The organism is Mycoplasmopsis gallinacea, from assembly GCF_012220205.1.
In the GTDB taxonomy this organism is placed as follows: Bacteria; Bacillota_I; Bacilli_A; order Mycoplasmatales; family Metamycoplasmataceae; genus Mycoplasmopsis; species Mycoplasmopsis gallinacea_A.
In genome coordinates this window covers 310,243-330,438 of sequence record NZ_CP047225.1, presented here as the reverse complement: position 1 = coordinate 330,438, position 20,196 = coordinate 310,243, and the positions used below count along the sequence as shown (strand labels likewise).

At 28.3% G+C, this 20,196-nt stretch carries 15 protein-coding genes and 2 rRNA genes; 7 read left to right on the top strand and 10 right to left on the bottom strand.

Features of this window, described 5'->3' with window-relative positions; genetic code table 4:
* Positions 1-144 precede the first annotated feature (144 nt).
* The 5 genes from parE to GOQ20_RS01220 all read right to left on the bottom strand — a co-directional run bounded on the left by parE (position 145) and on the right by GOQ20_RS01220 (position 6,347).
* Positions 145-2,079, bottom strand: coding sequence for a DNA topoisomerase IV subunit B (gene parE, locus GOQ20_RS01240; protein ID WP_167845094.1), 1,935 nt, complete (start codon positions 2,077-2,079; stop codon positions 145-147).
* Between the two features lie 47 nt (positions 2,080-2,126).
* Entirely contained in the window at positions 2,127-3,053 is a 927-nt protein-coding gene (locus GOQ20_RS01235; RefSeq protein WP_167845093.1) for an SPFH domain-containing protein, read from the bottom strand.
* Between the two features lie 120 nt (positions 3,054-3,173).
* Positions 3,174-4,217: a YwaF family protein gene (locus GOQ20_RS01230; protein WP_167845092.1), complete on the bottom strand. Its 1,044-nt coding sequence runs from the start codon at positions 4,215-4,217 to the stop codon at positions 3,174-3,176.
* A 316-nt stretch (positions 4,218-4,533) separates the two neighbouring features.
* Positions 4,534-5,322 carry an alpha/beta fold hydrolase gene (locus GOQ20_RS01225; RefSeq protein ID WP_167845091.1) on the bottom strand — a complete coding sequence of 263 codons (789 nt, stop codon included), beginning with the start codon at positions 5,320-5,322 and terminating at the stop codon, positions 4,534-4,536.
* A gap of 2 nt (positions 5,323-5,324) precedes the next feature.
* Positions 5,325-6,347: a lipoate--protein ligase gene (locus GOQ20_RS01220; protein WP_167845090.1), complete on the bottom strand. Its 1,023-nt coding sequence runs from the start codon at positions 6,345-6,347 to the stop codon at positions 5,325-5,327.
* Positions 6,348-6,392: 45 nt separating this feature from the next.
* Here GOQ20_RS01220 and GOQ20_RS01215 point away from each other — a divergent pair, with 45 nt between their 5' ends.
* A complete protein-coding gene (locus tag GOQ20_RS01215; protein WP_167845067.1) occupies positions 6,393-7,571 on the top strand; it encodes an IS30 family transposase in 1,179 nt (392 codons plus the stop codon).
* Positions 7,572-8,240: 669 nt separating this feature from the next.
* Positions 8,241-8,474: a hypothetical protein gene (locus GOQ20_RS01210; protein WP_167845089.1), complete on the top strand. Its 234-nt coding sequence runs from the start codon at positions 8,241-8,243 to the stop codon at positions 8,472-8,474.
* A gap of 18 nt (positions 8,475-8,492) precedes the next feature.
* On the opposite strand, the gene GOQ20_RS01205 is transcribed toward GOQ20_RS01210, so the two are convergent.
* Complete coding sequence (locus tag GOQ20_RS01205) at positions 8,493-11,321, bottom strand: UvrD-helicase domain-containing protein (protein WP_167845088.1); 2,829 nt, start codon at positions 11,319-11,321, stop codon at positions 8,493-8,495.
* 258 nt (positions 11,322-11,579) lie between these two features.
* Here GOQ20_RS01205 and GOQ20_RS01200 point away from each other — a divergent pair, with 258 nt between their 5' ends.
* The 3 genes from GOQ20_RS01200 (at position 11,580) to GOQ20_RS01190 (ending at position 16,378) form a co-directional block, all read left to right on the top strand.
* Entirely contained in the window at positions 11,580-12,758 is a 1,179-nt protein-coding gene (locus tag GOQ20_RS01200; RefSeq protein WP_167845067.1) for an IS30 family transposase, read from the top strand.
* A gap of 665 nt (positions 12,759-13,423) precedes the next feature.
* On the top strand, positions 13,424-14,890 hold the full coding sequence (lysS, locus tag GOQ20_RS01195; RefSeq protein ID WP_167845087.1) for a lysine--tRNA ligase: 1,467 nt from the start codon (positions 13,424-13,426) through the stop codon (positions 14,888-14,890).
* 111 nt (positions 14,891-15,001) lie between these two features.
* Positions 15,002-16,378, top strand: coding sequence for a M17 family metallopeptidase (locus tag GOQ20_RS01190; RefSeq protein WP_167845086.1), 1,377 nt, complete (start codon positions 15,002-15,004; stop codon positions 16,376-16,378).
* A 200-nt stretch (positions 16,379-16,578) separates the two neighbouring features.
* Here the strand turns inward: GOQ20_RS01190 and GOQ20_RS01185 are convergent, their stop codons facing one another.
* The 3 genes from GOQ20_RS01185 to rsmG are packed head-to-tail and all read right to left on the bottom strand — an operon-like array spanning position 16,579 to position 19,120.
* Positions 16,579-17,463 carry a hypothetical protein gene (locus GOQ20_RS01185; protein WP_167845085.1) on the bottom strand — a complete coding sequence of 295 codons (885 nt, stop codon included), beginning with the start codon at positions 17,461-17,463 and terminating at the stop codon, positions 16,579-16,581.
* 31 nt (positions 17,464-17,494) lie between these two features.
* A complete protein-coding gene (locus tag GOQ20_RS01180) occupies positions 17,495-18,421 on the bottom strand; it encodes an RluA family pseudouridine synthase (RefSeq protein WP_167845084.1) in 927 nt (308 codons plus the stop codon).
* A gap of 12 nt (positions 18,422-18,433) precedes the next feature.
* Positions 18,434-19,120, bottom strand: coding sequence for a 16S rRNA (guanine(527)-N(7))-methyltransferase RsmG (rsmG, locus tag GOQ20_RS01175; RefSeq protein WP_167845083.1), 687 nt, complete (start codon positions 19,118-19,120; stop codon positions 18,434-18,436).
* A 57-nt stretch (positions 19,121-19,177) separates the two neighbouring features.
* Here rsmG and rrf (GOQ20_RS01170) point away from each other — a divergent pair.
* Together rrf (GOQ20_RS01170) and rrf (GOQ20_RS01165) are read left to right on the top strand one after the other, a co-directional pair.
* Positions 19,178-19,283 (top strand): 5S ribosomal RNA (rrf, locus tag GOQ20_RS01170).
* Between the two features lie 219 nt (positions 19,284-19,502).
* Positions 19,503-19,608 (top strand): 5S ribosomal RNA (gene rrf, locus GOQ20_RS01165).
* Here rrf (GOQ20_RS01165) and GOQ20_RS01160 read toward each other — a convergent pair.
* A complete protein-coding gene (locus tag GOQ20_RS01160; protein WP_167845082.1) occupies positions 19,609-20,151 on the bottom strand; it encodes a hypothetical protein in 543 nt (180 codons plus the stop codon). It lies immediately after the preceding rRNA gene.
* Positions 20,152-20,196 lie beyond the last annotated feature (45 nt).

Here is a 20,196-nt window from a genome sequence, read left to right as displayed (position 1 = left end):
ATCAAAATTAACCTTAAAAACAAAAATGGTCTGGAATAATTTTAAACTCAAAGCTAATTTGCTTTGAGTTTTATTTTTTCTTTTTAACAACGCCTTATAGGAGTCAAAGTATTTAAAAAGCACATGCTTAGCATGTGCAATTTATTAATTATTAGTTTTAATTTTCTCAATGAAATCATCTTCATTTGAAAAGTCCACATTACGGTCAATTCACTCTCTTCTATTCGAAACATTATCACCCATAAGCACGCTTACTCTTCTTTCAGCAAGTGAAGCATCTTCAATGGTTGCTTTTACAAGCGTTCTAGTTTCAGGGTTCATTGTTGTTTCTCAAAGCTGGTCAGCGTTCATTTCACCAAGTCCTTTGTAACGTTGAAGTTCATATGCACCCTTGATTGAATCTAAAATTTCTTTAAGCTCTTCATCATCTCAAGCATACTGAATTTTCTTATTAGCTTTAGTAGTTACTTTATAAAGTGGAGCTAGAGCAATATAAATTTTTCCTTGCTCAATTAAAGGTTTCATAAAACGATAAAAGAAAGTTAATAATAAAATTTGAATATGAGCACCATCGGTGTCCGCGTCAGTCATAATTACAATTTTTCCATATTGAGATTTAGAAATATCAAAATCTTTCCCATATCCAGCACCAATTGTATTAATGATTGTCCCAATTTCTTGATTTTTAATAATATCTAAAAGCTTAGATTTTTCTGAGTTAATAACTTTCCCTCTAAGAGGTAGAATTGCTTGATATCTTCTATCTCTACCACTTTTAGCACTACCACCAGCAGAATCTCCCTCAACTAAGAAAAGCTCTTTTTCTTCTGCTTTTTTAGATGTGGCTGGAGTTAATTTATCACTAAGGACAACTTTGTCTTTAAGCACATTTTTAGATTTTCTAGCTTCAGCTCTACGCTTACGTTCCTCTTGACGAATTTCATAAGCTTTTTTAAGTTTATCAAGCACTTTTTTCGCTACATTTTTATTTTCTGCAATTCAAATTTCTAAATACTTAGAAACAACTTCTTCCACAACATTTTTAGCATCAGGAGTTCCTAATTTATCTTTGGTTTGACCCACAAATTCAAGTAAGTGTTCAGGGATTTTTAAAGATAAAATAACACTAAGTCCTTCACGAATATCATCGCCATCAAAAACATTTTTATTTTTAAGCACACCTTCACGAATAGCAAAATCATTAAACACTTTAGTGAAAGCATTTTTCATCCCTATTTCATGAGTTCCACCATCACGAGTTTTAACATTATTTACAAAGCTAAGTCCAATGTAATTATATGAATCGGTTCATTGGAAAGCAAAATCCACTTCGATTTCTTTTTTAATTTCATGGAACGAAACAGCTTCAGTAAGCTTATCTTTTGAATCATTAAGGAAGCTTAAGAAAGCTTGAAGTCCATTTTGATATTCATAAACTTCTTTAAAGTCACTAATTTCATCAATTAATGTGATCTTAAGTCCTGAAATTAAGAAAGAGCTTTCTTTTAATCTCTCACTAATTGTGCTGATGTTCAATTTAGCTTTTTTGAAAAATGAATAGTCAGGTCAGAATTGAACTGTAGTTCCTGTTGTTTTTGAAGTTCCAATTTCGTGGGTTCTTTCCACAATTTTATCTTGCACAAAAACTGTTTGATATAACTTTTTATCCCTTGCTACAGTAACAATTAATTTGCTTGATAATGCATTTACAACACTAGAACCAACCCCATGAAGTCCACCACTAGATTTATATGCTCCAGCGTTAAATTTCCCTCCAGCATGAAGTTCTGTAAAGACAATTTCAACTGCAGTTCGATTTTCACCTTTAGCTTTATCAACTGGTATTCCACGCCCATTATCTGATACAATTACTGACCCATCATTTTTTAAAATAACATCAATTTTGTTGGCATATCCTGCAAGAGCTTCATCGATTGCGTTATCTACAATTTCTCAAACAAGGTGATGAAGTCCATGTACATCAGTTCCACCAATATACATTCCTGGACGTTTTCTAACAGCTTCAAGTCCTTTTAGTTGAGTTATGCTTTCAGCATTATAGTTATTATTTTGCTTCATATTGTTTAATTATAAATTAAAAAATTAGCCAAATGGCTAATTTTAAATTATTTTTCTTTGCTTTCTTTTTCTTCTAACACAGCTTTAGCAACTGCCATAGATGAAGCTACATCCCCTAAATTAGGTGGAATAATGATTTTTGTAGCTCTTCCATTAGCTAAGTTTCCAAGCTCTTCAATTGCTTTATAATTAAGCACTTGCGCTGAAATTTCACTTGCATTAAGAAGTTCAATAGCTTGTTTTTTACCTTGAGCTTCAAGAATGCTTTTTTCTTTTTGAGCTTCAGCTTCTAAGATTAAAGCACGTTTATTAGCTTCAGCATTTAAAATCTTACTTTCTTTGTATCCTTGAGCTTTTAAGATTTCACTTTGTCTAATTCCTTCAGCTTCTAAAATTTGAGCTCTTTTGTCCCTTTCAGCTTGCATTTGACGCACCATAGCTTCTTGAACTTCATGTGGCGGAATAATGTTTTGTAATTCTACACGGTTAACTTTGATTCCTCATGAATCACTAGCTTTATCTAAAATACTTGTTAATTTTGAATTAATAATTTCTCTCGATGTTAATGATTCATCAAGTTCTAATTCTCCAATTAAGTTTCTAAGTGTGGTAGAAACTAATGCTTCAATAGCTCTAATTGGATTTTCAGCTCCATAAGCAAAAAGTTTTGGATCTTCAATTTTCAAATACACAACTGTATCAATTTTAATTGTTGCATTATCTTTAGTAATAACGCTTTGAGCAGGGAAGTCAAAAACCTTTTCCTTAACACTGTCTTTAACCACTACTCTTTCAATAAATGGAACAAGGAAATGAAGTCCTTTAAATAAAATTTTGTGATATTTTCCGAATCTTTCAACAACATAAAAGTTTGTTTCTGAAACAATTTTGATTGTTGAAAGAAGGATAATTACTGCTAATGAAAAAATCACAACTAAAACAATAACTAAAACTGCTATTGCTACTGCACTCATTTTAAATCTCCTTTATTTATGATTAATAATTAAATTATATCTTTATCTATAAGAAATTAAAAAAATATCTAAGTTATTAACTTAGATAAATTAGTTATTTTTGAAAATATTAAACTCACTTTATGAAAGATGTTCCTTAAAATATTTAAGATTTTCACCTTTAATGATTTTCACTTTCATTTTTCCTTTTGAAAACTCAAATAAAACATTGTCTTGATAAAGGTAAAAAATGTTTGAAATTGCCAAAAATAAAGCACCAAAGAAAATATAAGTGAAGAAATGTCAAGGGTGTTTTGTTAACACTCCAAGTTTTTTTGAGTAAATCTTATTAACAGTATCAAGTCCTGCATAAAAGTAGTTACTTTGTCATTGAATTGGAGCTGTGATATCTAAAATTCAATTTAAACAATACATAAATAAAAAGGTTGTAAAAATGATAACAAATGAAATTACTGAAGTTCTAAGTCTATATTGCATTGGGAAAAGAATCATAATCACAATTGGAGAAAGAATTACAAAAGCGTGAATAAGGTAGAAATCTCAGAAGAATAAATTATTAAAGTTAACTTTAAAGAAGTTATCTCCAATTCATACTTTTTGGCCATAAACCATAAAGAATTCTCTGTGGTTGTTTGGATCAACTTGAATGAAATTTTCTACTCCCATTTGTTTTAAATCACCCTTAGTTATTGTGTAAATGTATTTTAAATCAGGAAGAGAAAGAGCTACAATTCCACCAATAATTGAGAAAAATCCAAAGTATTTAATATATTCAAGCCTATTAAATAAAAGTAAAAAACCAATTACCAAGCACATTAATCTACAATAATGGAACGGAATTGCTTCTCACATTCTTTGGAAGTTAGAAGAAAGTAAAAGCCCTGATCTTACACAAATAAAGAAGATTGTAAAAAGACCAGCAGTTCTAATTAAAATATTTTTTGTAAGCGGGGAAAGTTTGTTATTTTGGTATCTTGCATAAATTTGTCTTTTAAAAATTCATAACAAAAGACATGTGATAAATACTAAAATTGCACCTATAAGAAAAATCACGTTGCTTAGTTTTGAAATTTGATGATATTCTGGTGCGCTATTTGGTGTTGTTCCGGTTCATGAGAAAAAACCAGGTTTAAGAAAGGGGAGTTTTTCTTCAATAGCTGTCATTTTTACCTCCTATTAATAATTAACTGATAAATAAAAATATAAGCTTTAAGCTTATATTGTTTAAGAACATTATTAAGCAGCTGCTCTTTCAGCTCTTCTTTGATCTCTTGCTTGTTCTTTTTGTAATTTGTGTTTACGTTTTTCAGCACGTAATTTATTTTTTAATCTAACTACTTTACGCATATTTTGTCCTTTTGTTTGAATTATTTGATTAATTATTTTTAACTTAAAAAATATATTCGAATAAATTAAATTATCACCTTTTAAATATAAATATTATTTTACATTAAAAAAGAAAATTTGTGAAAAATAAATATTACTTAATATGTTCATTAATAAAGTTTAAACACTCATTTTTAGCTTCGAAAAAGATAGCATGCCCTTTATTTTCAAAAAGAGTTAAAGGTATGCTGAATTCATTAGAAATCTTGATAATCCCTTCTTTTTTTGTATACTCATCTTCGTTTCCACTGATAATAAAAATATCTTTTCCTTTTTTAAATAAGTCAAATACATTTTCTTTAAGGAAATTTTCATTTAAAATTTGATCGTTAATCATTTTTCCAAGCACTTTTGTTCTTTTACTTCAATCTCTATCTTTTAATAAACTAATTGTTTTTACAATTAACGGATTGTTCTTGTCATAAAAAAAGTGGAGATAAGACTGCCTAAGTTGCTCTAAATTTTGCGGCTCTAATCAAGTTCTAAAAACACTTACATCCCTATTTTCAAGTAAGAAAGGGTTAAATGGACTGAATAAAAAAGTTTTTTTAACATTTTCTTTTTGATTAAGCATAAGAGCACAATATGAACCCAAAGAATGCGAAGCTATATATACTACTGATTCATTTGCAAAGTGCTCATTGTAAAATGCTTTAACTATTTGTGCATAATCTTCTAATTTTCAAGATATATCAGAGTTATTTTCATTTGGGAAATTAATTGCTGCAATTCTGAATTTACGATCAATATTTTTATAAGGAAAAAGGAAGGTTTTCATAGAATCTCCAAAACCATGAATAAAAAGAAGAATTGGCTTATTTGCTTCTTCTTTTTCATAATAAAATTCAACCTTTATACCTAAATATTCTAAGTATCCGTTCATTATTATCCTAAAAATAAGCTTAAAATTTCTTCCTTGCTAATTCCACCAAAATACATTTCTAAATCAATTGATGAAAGAACTTTATCAAGTTCTTCTTTTTTAAATGAAATTCCTTTGAATTTATCCATAATATCATCAATGTCTTTTTTGGCTAAAAAGTCACCTTCGAATTTCACTTCGTCTAAAAGCCCATCTTTGACATTGAATTTTACTTTTAAAATTCCATTAGTAAATTTAGATTCATTAGTTGCTTCAAAAGGTATGTTTTTGTTGTAAATTCATTCTTCAGATGCTCTATATTTAGCAAGTTTATCAAGCTCATCTTGATATTTGCTCATTGGTAACTCTTCATATTTTGCGCCATAATTTTTCACAAAAAATTCAATTAACTTATCAATAAATTCTTTTTCAGTAAGTGAATAATTAAGCTCTTTAGCTATATTTGTTACTCTTTGACGCACTGATTGAATTCCTTTTGATTGAATTTTTAATTTAGAAGGATTAAGTGCATTTGCAAGCTTAGTCAAATCAACATCAAAAAGTAAGGTTCCATGTGAAACAATCCGATTTCCACGGATAAATTGTGAGTTACCGCTAATTTTGTAACCATTGCATAATAAATCATTTCTTCCTTTAAATTCAGCATTTAAACCAAGTGAATTTAAATAACCAATAATTGGGGTTAAAAATCTTTCATAACCACCTTTTTTATCATAATCGGTAATAAAAGAAAAGCAAATATTACCCATATCTTGGTAAACAGCTCCCCCTCCACTTAATCTGCGAGCTAATTCAATTTTGTTTGCTTCTACATAGTCACGCTTAATTTCTTCATAAGCATTTTGATTTCTTCCGATAATAACAGCGTTATCGTGTTGATATAAATATAAAATATCACCAGTCATTTCTGGGTCATTGACTAATAATTCTTCAATACTTAATGTCACATAAGGTGAAGTTGCTTCAGTTTTATAAATTAGAAAAGTCACACGCAAATTTAATGCGTGTGACTTTTTTGTGTCCATTGTGTAAAATAATAATGCTAAATAGAAAGGACACATTTTTATTATATGAAAAAATTAATAGATTTATCTAAACAAAATATTATTTGTGTAAAAAATAATGCTGAAAACTTCCGTCACTTCATCATCAAAGAATCTGATGATGAGATAAAACGTCTTCACTCAAATGTTTCGTCTAAAAGGTTGCTTAGAGATAAACAAATATCTATACTCTTAATGTGGGAAATTATTTTGAAAGTTCTATTGTTGAATTCAGTATCAAAAGCGGCGAAATATTTTGGTTATCAATCTAGAACGGTTAAGCAAAAAATGGAAATAATGATTGAAAAAAATGACTATCATAAAAGCCTAAAAAATAAAGTTATTTGCAAAATTTGCGGATCTAAAATTTTTATAACTAAATTTCTCTCGTTCAGAAAACTATCAAATCATTTGCTTAGTTATAAAACCAAAAGGTTAATGATAGTGTCAGAATCACAAAAAAATAAGTGAAGTCACTTTAAGAAATATTGAAACGATGTAACTAAAGAATTAAGAAAAAAAGCAAGCAAAAACTCTAAAAACATTAAATGTAAAATGTCTGTTAAGTTTATGATTAACTCGTTTAAACAAACAAATCAAAATGCTTTTTGTCCTACATTTAGCACAGTTTACAAAGCTCTAAAGCAACAAAGAATAAAACTTTCTTTTGACCCGCTTTTATATTTATCAAGAGGTGGTTATACAAAAACTACATTAAAGCAAGGTAAAAGGTCATTGATACACGCTAGAGACGTAAAATATAGACCTAAAGAAGCAAATTTAAGATTAGAAAAAGGTCATTTTGAAGCTGATACAGTAGTTGGTAAAAGAGAAGATAAGTTTGTTCTTTTCACACTTTTAGATCGTAAAACTAGAGAGTTATACATTGCTTTAACAAAAAGAGATGCAAAATCAATTAACAAAGCATTAAGGATGTTAATAAGAAAATACAATCTCGAAATAAAAACCTTAACAGTAGATAACGGTAGTGAAAACACACTTCTTCATAAAGTGGTAGGTAAGAAAAAGTTATTTAAATGTAAACCTTATGCTTCGTATCAAAAAGGTTCAATTGAAAATGCTCATAGATACATTAGAAGATTTATTCCGAAGGGTAAAAGTTTCAATTCACTCACACAAGAATACGTGTTTTGAATCAAAGAACAAATCGATGAATACAAAAGAATATTAGCAATAGAAAATTAAAATTAATATCAATAAATGCTAAGTTCAAGAATGATGACCTAAACCAAATTTATGTGAAGAAAAACTATTTTTTGTGTAAATATCAGTTTAAATAAGAATAGTCTTGTAATGACAGTCTTTTGTTACAAATACATTAATTGCGTTGGCACGCGGCCTTCTCTTCTTTTCTTTCGGAGAAAAGAAGCAAAAGAACTTCAAAATTCAAATTAATAGCAATAAAAGAAAGCTTGGTATTTAAGCGCTAAACTAGATTTTTGTGGTTGAAGCCCATTTGATGTGTAATGTCAGTTTATCGCTGTATTGTTCTATGTCTATCTTTTGTTACAGATTCAAAGATTGCGCTGCCGCACAGGCCTTCTTTTCTTTCGGAGAAAAGAAGCAAAAGAACTTCAAAATTTATAAGAAAACAAGCCACAAGGGCTTGCAATTTTGATTTTACCTTTGTCAGTATTTATTCATTTTTAGCTCTAATTTTTTTATAATTTAAACATTAAAAAAGCATTGTTATTTTTTTGACACTTAACTTGCGCGTCACTTTTCCAATTTTTAGTTGCTTCAGTTTTAAAAATTTTCATAATAATAGTATATAAAACATTTATAATTAAAAAAAGGAATAATAATTTCAAAACAGTATTTTGCATAAAATTTTCATATCTAAAAGGGGAGAGAATGGATATAGAAAAAACAAAAAAATTGCTTAAATTCTTATTATTTTCACTACTTTTAATTTCTTTGGCATTAATCGGCGTGTCAATATGAGGGTTTGTTTCATGGGTTTTAGAAGCTGCTTTAATACCAATAATTGTTATTTTAGCTTTAGTGATTTCATTCCAAAATATTTACTACAAAGCACAACTGCAAGGTATTAAACTTTTTGAAAAAGATCAAATTAATGCAAATTAAAAGCAAATAGATTTAGATCTATTTGCTTTTTTGATTAAATTGTTTAATTATGTGCTTTTGAGTGTTTTTGAAAAAATCCAGTTGTTGTAGAATCTGAAAAAGGCAGGCCACATCATCATTTGCATTGTGAGCATTGTATTGAATCCCAAAATACCCTGCTAACACTTCTTGTTTATAAGAAGTAAGTTTTAAATGATTTTTTGCATAAGCTAGACTATCTACATATAAAAATGGATCACCTATAATTTCATATCTTTCAAAAACTTTTTTTAATACATCTACATCATAACTTGCATTGTGAGCTACGCAAATATAATATCCATTAAAATAATGCTTGATTTTTTCTCAAACTTTAGGAAAAGGATCTGCTAAATATACTTTTAAATATTCAACATTTGCTGCTTTTTTAGCGTTAGGATTAATTTGCCCTCCATCGCTATTAATGTAGTGACTTTCATGTTTTAAAACCTGTTTTCCGTCAGTAACTAAAATTCCAATTTGGACAGGTGTTTGCCGTGATCAGGTCTCAAAATCAAAAATCACATATTGTTTTTTATCCGTTTCTTCCAACGATATTGATTCATTAGTTTTTCGCTCAAATTCTTCATTGCCTAAAAATACTAAAGATTCGGTTTGAAGATTTTTTAAATGCATATTGATTAAGCTGATATTTTTATTTAAGTCATTAAGCAATAAGTCTATGTTTTCTGTAGAGTTTGCTTTTTCAATAAATGCAGCATCATTAATTTCATCGTTTCTATTTTCTTTAATCTTATTTTCAAGCATTAAATCAACAATTAAATCAATATCTTCTTCACTTGTTAATAATTCATAAGCAAAGTTGTTTTTAATGTTATAAAGCACAAATTTATAATCTTTATACTTTTCATAATCGGTTTTTAATAATAAATATTTATAAACCGCAAGTTGTTTAAAGTGATCATTTTGAACATCATTGACAAATTTAAATTCATAAACAATTTTATTTTGATCATCAATAGCATCAATAAATCCAATGATGTATCGATCAAGTCCATTTTTAAATACTTTAGCTCTCTTTTCAACCTCAAATTCAATATTTTCGAGATTATTATTAAAAATTCTGTTAAATAATTTATCTAAGTAAACAAGACTTCTGCTTTCCATTCATGTGCAATCACTATATGCAATTTGTCTAAAAATTGCTACATTTTTGGATTGAACTGTCATTAAGGCGTTTGTTACATATAAAAGTCATTGTGGATTCAACTCTTTATTAAGACTGATTTTTTGGCAACATTCGTAAATTTGCTTAATTTCTTCCTTGCTGAAATTCACCTTATCTCTTGGATTAGTAGCTGAAATAACAGTTTTAATACTTTTTGCAAGTCTATCAAAAAACTCTTCTTTGTTCTTTTTAATCATCGCATTAACAGTTACTAAAGCACCATTAATTGAAGATACATCTTCTGTATAAACTTTGTTTCTAGAAACTGTAATTTGGCTTGTAATGTTCTTAAAAAAATCAGTATTAATTTCTTTGGCTAAGCTTTCATATTTTTGAATAACAATTTTACTTTTAATAAAGTTTTCAAGCTTATAATCTAAAAACTTTACAAGATCAACTGCTCCAAAATTAGTAGTATCTTCTTCTATTTCTTCTTCATATGATTCTAATTTAATAACTTCAAAAAGCTCTTTAGTATTTTGAAACTCTACTAAATCTTGTCTGTTTACAACTTTATTTGAATCAATTCATTTAAAAAACTTATTTTGTACATCATGAACTAATCAAGTTTCCTTTTTTGCCCTTGTGCAAGCAACGTAAAGAATATTTTGAGGTGTATCTTGTCTTTCATTTTTAGCATAATATTTGTAGTAGCTTCTATCAAAACCAAAGACAAAAACTACATCTCTTTCAATCCCTTTAGCTTGGTTATAAGTTGAAACTAAAACTTTATTTTTTAAAAACTCATCGCCTTTGTTTAAATCATCTTCATTTTTTGTTAAGTGAAAATGGATTTCATCTAATCCTTCTTGACGAACAATCTCTGAAATTGTATTGGTAATATTTTGGATCTTAGAACTCTTTTCGACACTAGGAGATAGGATTAAGACGTTTTCAGCTCCATATTCTAGAATTTTATTAATGATAATATTGCTAAGTTGACGGACTTCTTTTTCATAGTTAGCAAAGTAATATCTGATTTTTTCATTATTTTCGTTTTTAGCCACACCTTCAATTATGTTTTTATTTTTGTAAAAGAAAACATTAATAAAATCAGTAAAGTTTTTATTTAATCTAAAACTTTTACTAAGTTCAGCTTCGTCTCAAGGGTGGTTATTTTGAAAAACTCTATCAGCAAGAGTTAAATACCTAGGATCAGCACCTAAAAATCCATAAATACATTGCTTATCATCACCAAGAATAACAATTTGATAATCTTTATTTTGATTTTCTGCCATTACTTTTTTGATAAAGAAAAAGTAAACAAAATTAAGATCTTGAGCTTCGTCTACAACAATAAAATCATAATTTATATCAGTATTACGTAATGGTTGTTTATCTTTTTTAATAACCGAAATAAGTCCATCATCAGTATTTGCTTTTTCACCATATTTTTGATTACAAAATGAGTGAATTGTAAAAATATCTAAATTATAAAGACCCTGAAGATTTGCTCTTTCTTGCGTTTCCTCCATTAATCTACGGTTATAAGTAAAAAACAAGATTTTTTTGTCTTTGAAATTATCTGCAATTCTTAATATAGTTGTGGTTTTCCCGCTTCCTGCTACCGCATTAATTTTTAAGTTCAAACCTTGTTTTAATTTTTCTATAATGCTGACTTGTTCTTTTGATAAATTCATAAAATCCTTTGTTATTAATAATGATATAACAAATTTCCTTTTAGCGTAGAAAAACAGCATTATTAGGTGTTTTTTGATAAAAATATAACTTAATTATGAGATTTGCACTAACTAATAATTAGTGATAAATATTATTAGTTATAATAAAATAATTTCTTTATAAATTAGAAAAGTCACACGCAAATTTAATGCGTGTGACTTTTTTGTGTCCATTGTGTAAAATAATAATGCTAAATAGAAAGGACACATTTTTATTATATGAAAAAATTAATAGATTTATCTAAACAAAATATTATTTGTGTAAAAAATAATGCTGAAAACTTCCGTCACTTCATCATCAAAGAATCTGATGATGAGATAAAACGTCTTCACTCAAATGTTTCGTCTAAAAGGTTGCTTAGAGATAAACAAATATCTATACTCTTAATGTGGGAAATTATTTTGAAAGTTCTATTGTTGAATTCAGTATCAAAAGCGGCGAAATATTTTGGTTATCAATCTAGAACGGTTAAGCAAAAAATGGAAATAATGATTGAAAAAAATGACTATCATAAAAGCCTAAAAAATAAAGTTATTTGCAAAATTTGCGGATCTAAAATTTTTATAACTAAATTTCTCTCGTTCAGAAAACTATCAAATCATTTGCTTAGTTATAAAACCAAAAGGTTAATGATAGTGTCAGAATCACAAAAAAATAAGTGAAGTCACTTTAAGAAATATTGAAACGATGTAACTAAAGAATTAAGAAAAAAAGCAAGCAAAAACTCTAAAAACATTAAATGTAAAATGTCTGTTAAGTTTATGATTAACTCGTTTAAACAAACAAATCAAAATGCTTTTTGTCCTACATTTAGCACAGTTTACAAAGCTCTAAAGCAACAAAGAATAAAACTTTCTTTTGACCCGCTTTTATATTTATCAAGAGGTGGTTATACAAAAACTACATTAAAGCAAGGTAAAAGGTCATTGATACACGCTAGAGACGTAAAATATAGACCTAAAGAAGCAAATTTAAGATTAGAAAAAGGTCATTTTGAAGCTGATACAGTAGTTGGTAAAAGAGAAGATAAGTTTGTTCTTTTCACACTTTTAGATCGTAAAACTAGAGAGTTATACATTGCTTTAACAAAAAGAGATGCAAAATCAATTAACAAAGCATTAAGGATGTTAATAAGAAAATACAATCTCGAAATAAAAACCTTAACAGTAGATAACGGTAGTGAAAACACACTTCTTCATAAAGTGGTAGGTAAGAAAAAGTTATTTAAATGTAAACCTTATGCTTCGTATCAAAAAGGTTCAATTGAAAATGCTCATAGATACATTAGAAGATTTATTCCGAAGGGTAAAAGTTTCAATTCACTCACACAAGAATACGTGTTTTGAATCAAAGAACAAATCGATGAATACAAAAGAATATTAGCAATAGAAAATTAAAATTAATATCAATAAATGCTAAGTTCAAGAATGATGACCTAAACCAAATTTATGTGAAGAAAAACTATTTTTTGTGTAAATATCAGTTTAAATAAGAATAGTCTTGTAATGACAGTCTTTTGTTACAAATACATTAATTGCGTTGGCACGCGGCCTTCTCTTCTTTTCTTTCGGAGAAAAGAAGCAAAAGAACTTCAAAATTCAAATTAATAGCAATAAAAGAAAGCTTGGTATTTAAGCGCTAAACTAGATTTTTGTGGTTGAAGCCCATTTGATGTGTAATGTCAGTTTATCGCTGTATTGTTCTATGTCTATCTTTTGTTACAGATTCAAAGATTGCGCTGCCGCACAGGCCTTCTTTTCTTTCGGAGAAAAGAAGCAAAAGAACTTCAAAATTTATAAGAAAACAAGCCACAAGGGCTTGCAATTTTGATTTTACCTTTGTCAGTATTTATTCATTTTTAGCTCTAATTTTTTTATAATTTAAACATTAAAAAAGCATTGTTATTTTTTTGACACTTAACTTGCGCGTCACTTTTCCAATTTTTATAAAATAATTTCTTTTTTGAATTTTGAATATTATTAAAGAAATCAAATATAATTAAAAAAGAATTTACATTTTATATGATAAAAAGAAAATTTTAGAATTAAATAGAGGTACTAAAATGTCACAACAAAAATTTAGTGAACAAGAGTTAGTAAGACGTAATAAACTCAATTTTTACAAAGAAAATAATGTAGAAGCTTTTGCTAAAGCTGATAGTTTAAAGCCACTTTCATACTCAGATGAAATTAAAAGCAAATTTGAAAGTTTTTCGAAAGAAGAATTAGAAGAAAAACAACAACAAGTAAACCTTACAGGTCGTATTTTAACAATGCGTGGACCTTTCATTTTACTTCAAGATTATCATGGAAAAATCCAAGTTTACTTTAACAAAAAAGCACACCCAGAATTAGCTAAAATTGTTGATTCATTTGACCTTGGAGACATTGTTTATGTTGAAGGAACAGGTATGAAAACACACACAGGTGAAGTAACTGTAAAAGCAAGTAATATCAAGTTATTAACTAAAGCTTTAAAACCTCTTCCGGATAAATTCCACGGGCTTACAGATATTGAAGAAAGATACCGTCACAGATATGTTGATTTAATTGTTAATGAAGAATCAAAAAATGTTTTCTGAACAAGAACTAAAATCATTAGCGAAATTAGAAGATATTTTGATGAACTTGAATACATGGAAGTTGAAACTCCTTTCTTACACGATTATCTTTCAGGAGCTAGTGCTAGACCATTTAAAACACACCACAATGCTTTAGACCAAGAATTTGTGCTTAGAATTGCAACTGAAATTCCTCTTAAAAAATTACTTGTAGGTGGAATTGATCGTGTTTATGAAATTGGAAGAATTTTTAGAAACGAAGGAATTGATACAACTCACAACCCTGAATTTACTTCAATCGAGTTTTATGAAGCATACTCAAATTTAGAAGGTATGATGCAAAGAACTGAAGAACTTTTCAAAAGACTTGCTAAAAAATTAGGAAAAGAAAAAGTTCTTAACAAAGGTGTAGAAATTGATTTAACTAAACCATTTAATCGTATTGATATGGTTGATGCAGTTTCAAATGCAACAGGTAAAAACTTTAGGGAAATTTCTTTAGAAGAAGCTGTAGAAGTTGCTAAAAAACACGGTGTAAAAATTCAAAAATTCCACCAATTAGGACACATTATTAATGAACTTTTTGAAGTTTTAATTGAAGAAACATTAATTCAACCTACATTTGTTTATGGGCATCCAATTGAAATTTCACCACTTACAGCTAAAGGACAAGATCCAAGATTCACAGAAAGAGCTGAATTATTCATCAACACTAAAGAATATGCAAATATGTATACAGAGCTTTCAGATCCAATTGATCAACTTGAGCGTTTTGAAGCTCAATTAGAAGAGAAAAACAACGGAAATGATGAAGCTAGTGATATTGACTGAGATTTCGTTGAAGCTCTTGAATACGGAATGCCTCCAACAGGTGGATGTGGAATTGGAATTGACCGTTTAACAATGCTTTTAACCGAGAAAGAATCAATTAGAGACGTTTTACTTTTCCCAACAATGAAAAGAAAATAAGTTAATTTTAAGAAGCGTTACTTGCTTCTTTTTTTATAAAAAAATAAGCATTATTTAACAAAAATAGTAAAATAAATTTATAAAACTAAAAATTGAAAGGATATTTAGAAAATGATTAAAAAAATCGATTCGCAACGTAACGAATCTATGCTTGTAAAAGCTGTTTTCAAAGGTGATGAATACCCTAAAACATTACTTGAAAAAAACGGAGCAGCTACAGAATATTTTGCTCAAAATGAAATTTTAGTATACATGGGTGAAGAAGATAAATATGACTATAAATCAGTATTTAATTTTGCTAAATCATTTTTCTCTTCTCTTGTAAGAGATGTTCAAGTTGATCTTGATTCATTTGTTAAAGGTAAAGTATGTATTCCTTGTGTTGTTAAAGCAATGACACACGCTTACAACTATGTAAATGCTGATATTTACTCAGCTAAAACAAACAAAAAAGAAGAAAAACACTCAGTTTCACTTCTTTCATCTCAACCAGAAGAAAAATTTGCAGAAGCTTTCAAGGAAGCTACAGTTCTTTCAGAATCAGTAAATTTCGCAAGAAACTTACAAGTAACACCTCCAAACATTTGTAATTCAGAATGACTTGCAGAACAAGTTAGAAAAGATCTTGAGCAATATGACAACTTAAAAGTTACTATTTTAGATAAAAAAGCTATTGAAGAATTAAAAATGGGATTATTACTTTCAGTAAACCGTGGAAGTATGTATGAACCAAGAGTAGTTGTTATTGAATATAATGGAAATCCTGAATCAGAAGAAAAAACTGTTTATGTTGGAAAGGGAATTACATTTGACTCAGGTGGATACAGCCTTAAACCATCAAGAAGCATGTTAGGAATGAAATTTGATATGTCTGGTTCAGCTTTTGTTGCTAGTGCTTTAAAAGCTATTGCGCAACTTAAACCAAAAACAAACGTTGCTGCAGTTATGTGTATCACAGATAACCGTGTAAATGGTGATGCTTCATTACCTGATTCAGTTTGAACATCAATGAATGGAAAAACTGTTGAAATTAACAACACAGATGCTGAAGGAAGACTTGTTATGGCTGATGGACTTACATATGCTGTAAGAAACCTTAAAGCTACACGTTTAGTTGATGTTGCAACACTTACAGGTGCTATTTTAGTTGCTTTAGGTCAAACATACACAGGAGTTTGAGCTACAACAGAAAAGGCTTGAGAAGATCTTAAAGGTGCAGCAGATACACAAAAAGAACTTGTTTGAAGAATGCCTTTAGATGAAGCTTTTGGAAAAGAAATCAAAAACTCAATCGTTGCTGATCTTAAAAACACAGACTTATCAGGAATTGGTGGAGGAAGCTCATCAGCTGCTATGTTCTTAAAAGAATTCACAGAAGGTGTAGAATACATTCACCTTGATGTTGCTGGAACAGCAGATATTGGTGGAAGACCTACAGGTGTAATGGTTAAAACACTTGTTCAACTTGCTTTAAACGCTTCAAAATAATTTATTATTTGCAAAATACCATGTTCTAGTTTTAGAATATGGTATTTTTTATAAATATTTAGCAACCTATGTATGTAATTTAAAGTATTCAAAAACAAATACACCTTAATTATAGGTATATTCGTTTTTATGAGAGATTAACTTGGAAATGATTAGTGAAGGATTTAAACGCATAAAAAATAATAGAGCTTAACACTCTATTATTTTTCTTCTTTTTGACTTTGTTTTGAATAATTGTAAATTGTATTTACTAATGTTTCTTTATCCATGTCTTTGTATCCAAAGATATGCATTTTTTCAGCAATTTCGTAAAGTTTATCATTAGGTAAATCAAATAATTTCTTAATAATTTCGTCTTTTTTGTTTTGTTCTTCGTTTGTTTGTTCAGCATTAAAATTGTTGGTTGCTGTATTTTCATTTTTAAATCCTGTAAATGGATTAGATGTTGCGTTTGAATTATCAAAAATTGTGTTTCCGGCGCTTGCATTAAAGATTTTTGTAAGTTCTTGTGCAGCTTCTTGGAATCTAACGTATCTAAAAACATTAATAATTCTCATGATATTTAAAGCTAAATAAACTGATCCAATTGAAAGAATAAGTTCTAAGATGTAAATAGCTAAAATAGTTCTATTAACACTTGATGTTCCAACACCATCATACCCACCTTTTAATAATGTGTAAAAGAAGGTTGATATTGAGTAAATTGATGAAATAAACACAAAAAGAACAACAAAAGTAGATAAATTAGCAAAACTCTTTTCTTTATAACAAGTAATTGTTCTAAACACAAAATAAGAGCATAAAGCTAAGTTTAAAATTGCTTTAATTAATGTATGTGCTTTCTGTGAATTAACAATTGTTCTTATCTCTGAATCTGAGAAATTAGTATTAGATGTTTTTAATTGTTGAAATAATACATCTTGCTCTACAAATATTAAGATTGTTAAAGAAAGTTGTAATGCAAATCATGCAAATAAAACAAAAATAAATCCAAAAATAAAGTAACGAAAGACTTTTTTGGTTTTAGCATCTCAAAGATGAGATACTTTTTGAAATTTACTTATTAAATCTTTAGAATTAATCATTCTTTTCTCCTTTTAATTTAGGATATCTATATTATATAGAGTTCTTTACTTTTACAAGTTCAGAAAAATCGAATCCTGAAACATTAAATTCTGCTGGTGGCATTGCATAAAAAGTCATTTGTTCGCCTGTGAATGGATGCATAAAATCTAATTTATATGCATGAAGTCTTTGACCGAAATCATCAACTTTTTTTCCATATACTTCATCTCCATAAACTGGGTTTTTTACATAAGCCATATGAACTCTAATTTGGTGAGTTCTACCAGTTTCTAATTCACATTTAACTAAGGATTTAGGCATTTTATCAATGTAAAAGGTTTTTAGAAGTTCCACATGAGTGATTGCTTCTTTTGAATTTTGATGTGTAATTGTCATTTTTTGACGATCTTTTACGTCTCTACCAATTGGTAAGTTTAACTTAAGTTTTTTATCCGTTAACACGCCATCTACAATTGCAACATAGCTTCTTTTAATATCGTGAGTGACAAATTTTTCAGCAAGTTTTTTGTGTGCTTCATTTGTTTTCGCAACAAGTAAAAGGCCACTAGTATCTTTATCAATTCTATGCACAATTCCAGGACGTAAAAGTCCATTTTCATTAGATAAATTGTTTTTAAAATGGTATAAAAGACCATTTACTAATGTCTTTTCATAATGACCTGGAGCTGGGTGCACAATTAAACCAGAAGGTTTATTAAGAACAATTAAATGTTCATCTTGATAAACAATGTTAAGCTCCATTTCTTGGGGTTCAATTTTTATTTCTTTATCAAGCAATTTCACAATTTTAATAATTTGACCTTCTCTAACAATATATTTAGGTTTAATTACATTTGTTTCATTGATATAAACTGCTCTTTGCTCAATTAACTGTTTAATATCACTTCTTGATAAATCGGTGTTATTTGCAATGTATTTATCAATTCTTTCTTTATATTTAACTTCAAGTTCAATCATTTTTATCCTTTATTATTTTTTGTTTTTTACTATATCTTTTCATTTAAAAGGGAATTGCTTTGGTGTAGATCTTTTTTTAGTTATCTCAATAACTTTATTTTCTTTATCCACACCATCTATTTTAAGATCAAAAATATTTATTTCGTATTTAAGCATTTTTAAAATATCTTGTGCTTGTTCAACTTCTTTAGCTAAATTTTTACCTTTAATTAAGCTCATTTTACCATCCAGTTTAACTGTATGAAAAGCAGCCATAAGTAATGAACGCACATCACTAACTGCTCTTGCAGTTACGATGTCAAAAATATTTTTTTGCTCTTCTTCTTCAACCCTTTTAATTTGTATACTTACTCAGTTATCTAAATTTAGCTCCTGAATTACTAAATTTAAAAAATCCACCCTTTTTTTAAGCGGTTCATAAATCACTATTTTATTATTAGGTTTGGTTAAAACATAAGGAATAGACGGAAACCCTGCACCAGCTCCAATATCTAAAATAACTCCATTACAAGAGTGCTTGGTTATAGCATTCATAAAAACTAAAGATTCATAAATCCCTTCTTGCCATAATCTATCACCAGAAAAACCAGTAAGATTCATTACCTTATTTTTCTCTTCAATTAAGCTTACATATTTTTCGAAAAGAGTAAAATCTCAATTATTTTGCAAACACAATTCTTGTACTTTATTTTTAAACATAATAAAATTATAAAGAAAAATATTTTTGTTTTTTAAAAATGGTGTTATAATAATTTCACTAGTAGCGATAGCAAGAGGGATCACCTGATACCATTCCGAACTCAGTAGTTAAGCCTCTTAGTGCCGACGATAGCCGAAAGGTGAAAATAGGGAGCTGCTTTTTTTTATAACTTTTGGTTGTATTTGCTTGCTATTGCTTTTTGAGTTTCCAGAAATTTTAAAATTAAAAAATCATGCACAAAGTTTAAAAGCATGATTTTTTGTGTCCTTTGTGTTAAATAATAATGCTTAAAAAGAAACAGCAAATTTTTAATGTGAATAAATAGAAAAATTTTTTGAAAAAATATTTTGAGTTTTAGAAAAATGGTGTTATAATAATTTCACTAGTAGCGATAGCAAGAGGGATCACCTGATACCATTCCGAACTCAGTAGTTAAGCCTCTTAGTGCCGACGATAGCCGAAAGGTGAAAATAGGGAGCTGCTTTTTTTATAACTTTTCAAGTTTTTTAAAGTAAGGAAAGTTAATTCCTGGGCTATATTCAAAAATACTATAATAACTTGGGTTAATATTTGAAAACTTAGCCATTTCTAACTTCGAAGTTTCGTTGTCCAAATAAATAAAAATTCAAACATCTGGCTCATCACTATAAATTGCATCATATAAATTTGAAATATTCATTTTGTTAAATTTTTTGTTAAAAGAGTTTTTTAAAGACTCTATTTTTTTACTTTCAAAAATTAACTCATTTGAAGGAATTAATAAATTTAGGTAAATCCTTACATTTAGGTAGTAAAAGTAATAAAATGGAGAAGTTACACTACTTTCTTGATCAAGCAAAATTTGGCCCTTGTAGTGCATTTTAAGCTTAATAAAATCATTAAATACAATAGCAACATCAAGCTTATTTAAGTTGATGTTTTTAGACTTTAAATCACTTTTGGTATGACCTAAAAGTGAGTAAGTAAAATGCAAGCTTCTTGCAATTTGGTCAAATTTTAATAAAGCTTTAATTCCATTATTTTCTTTCATAGCTTAAATTATATTTTAATATTACACAAATACAAAAAATTACAT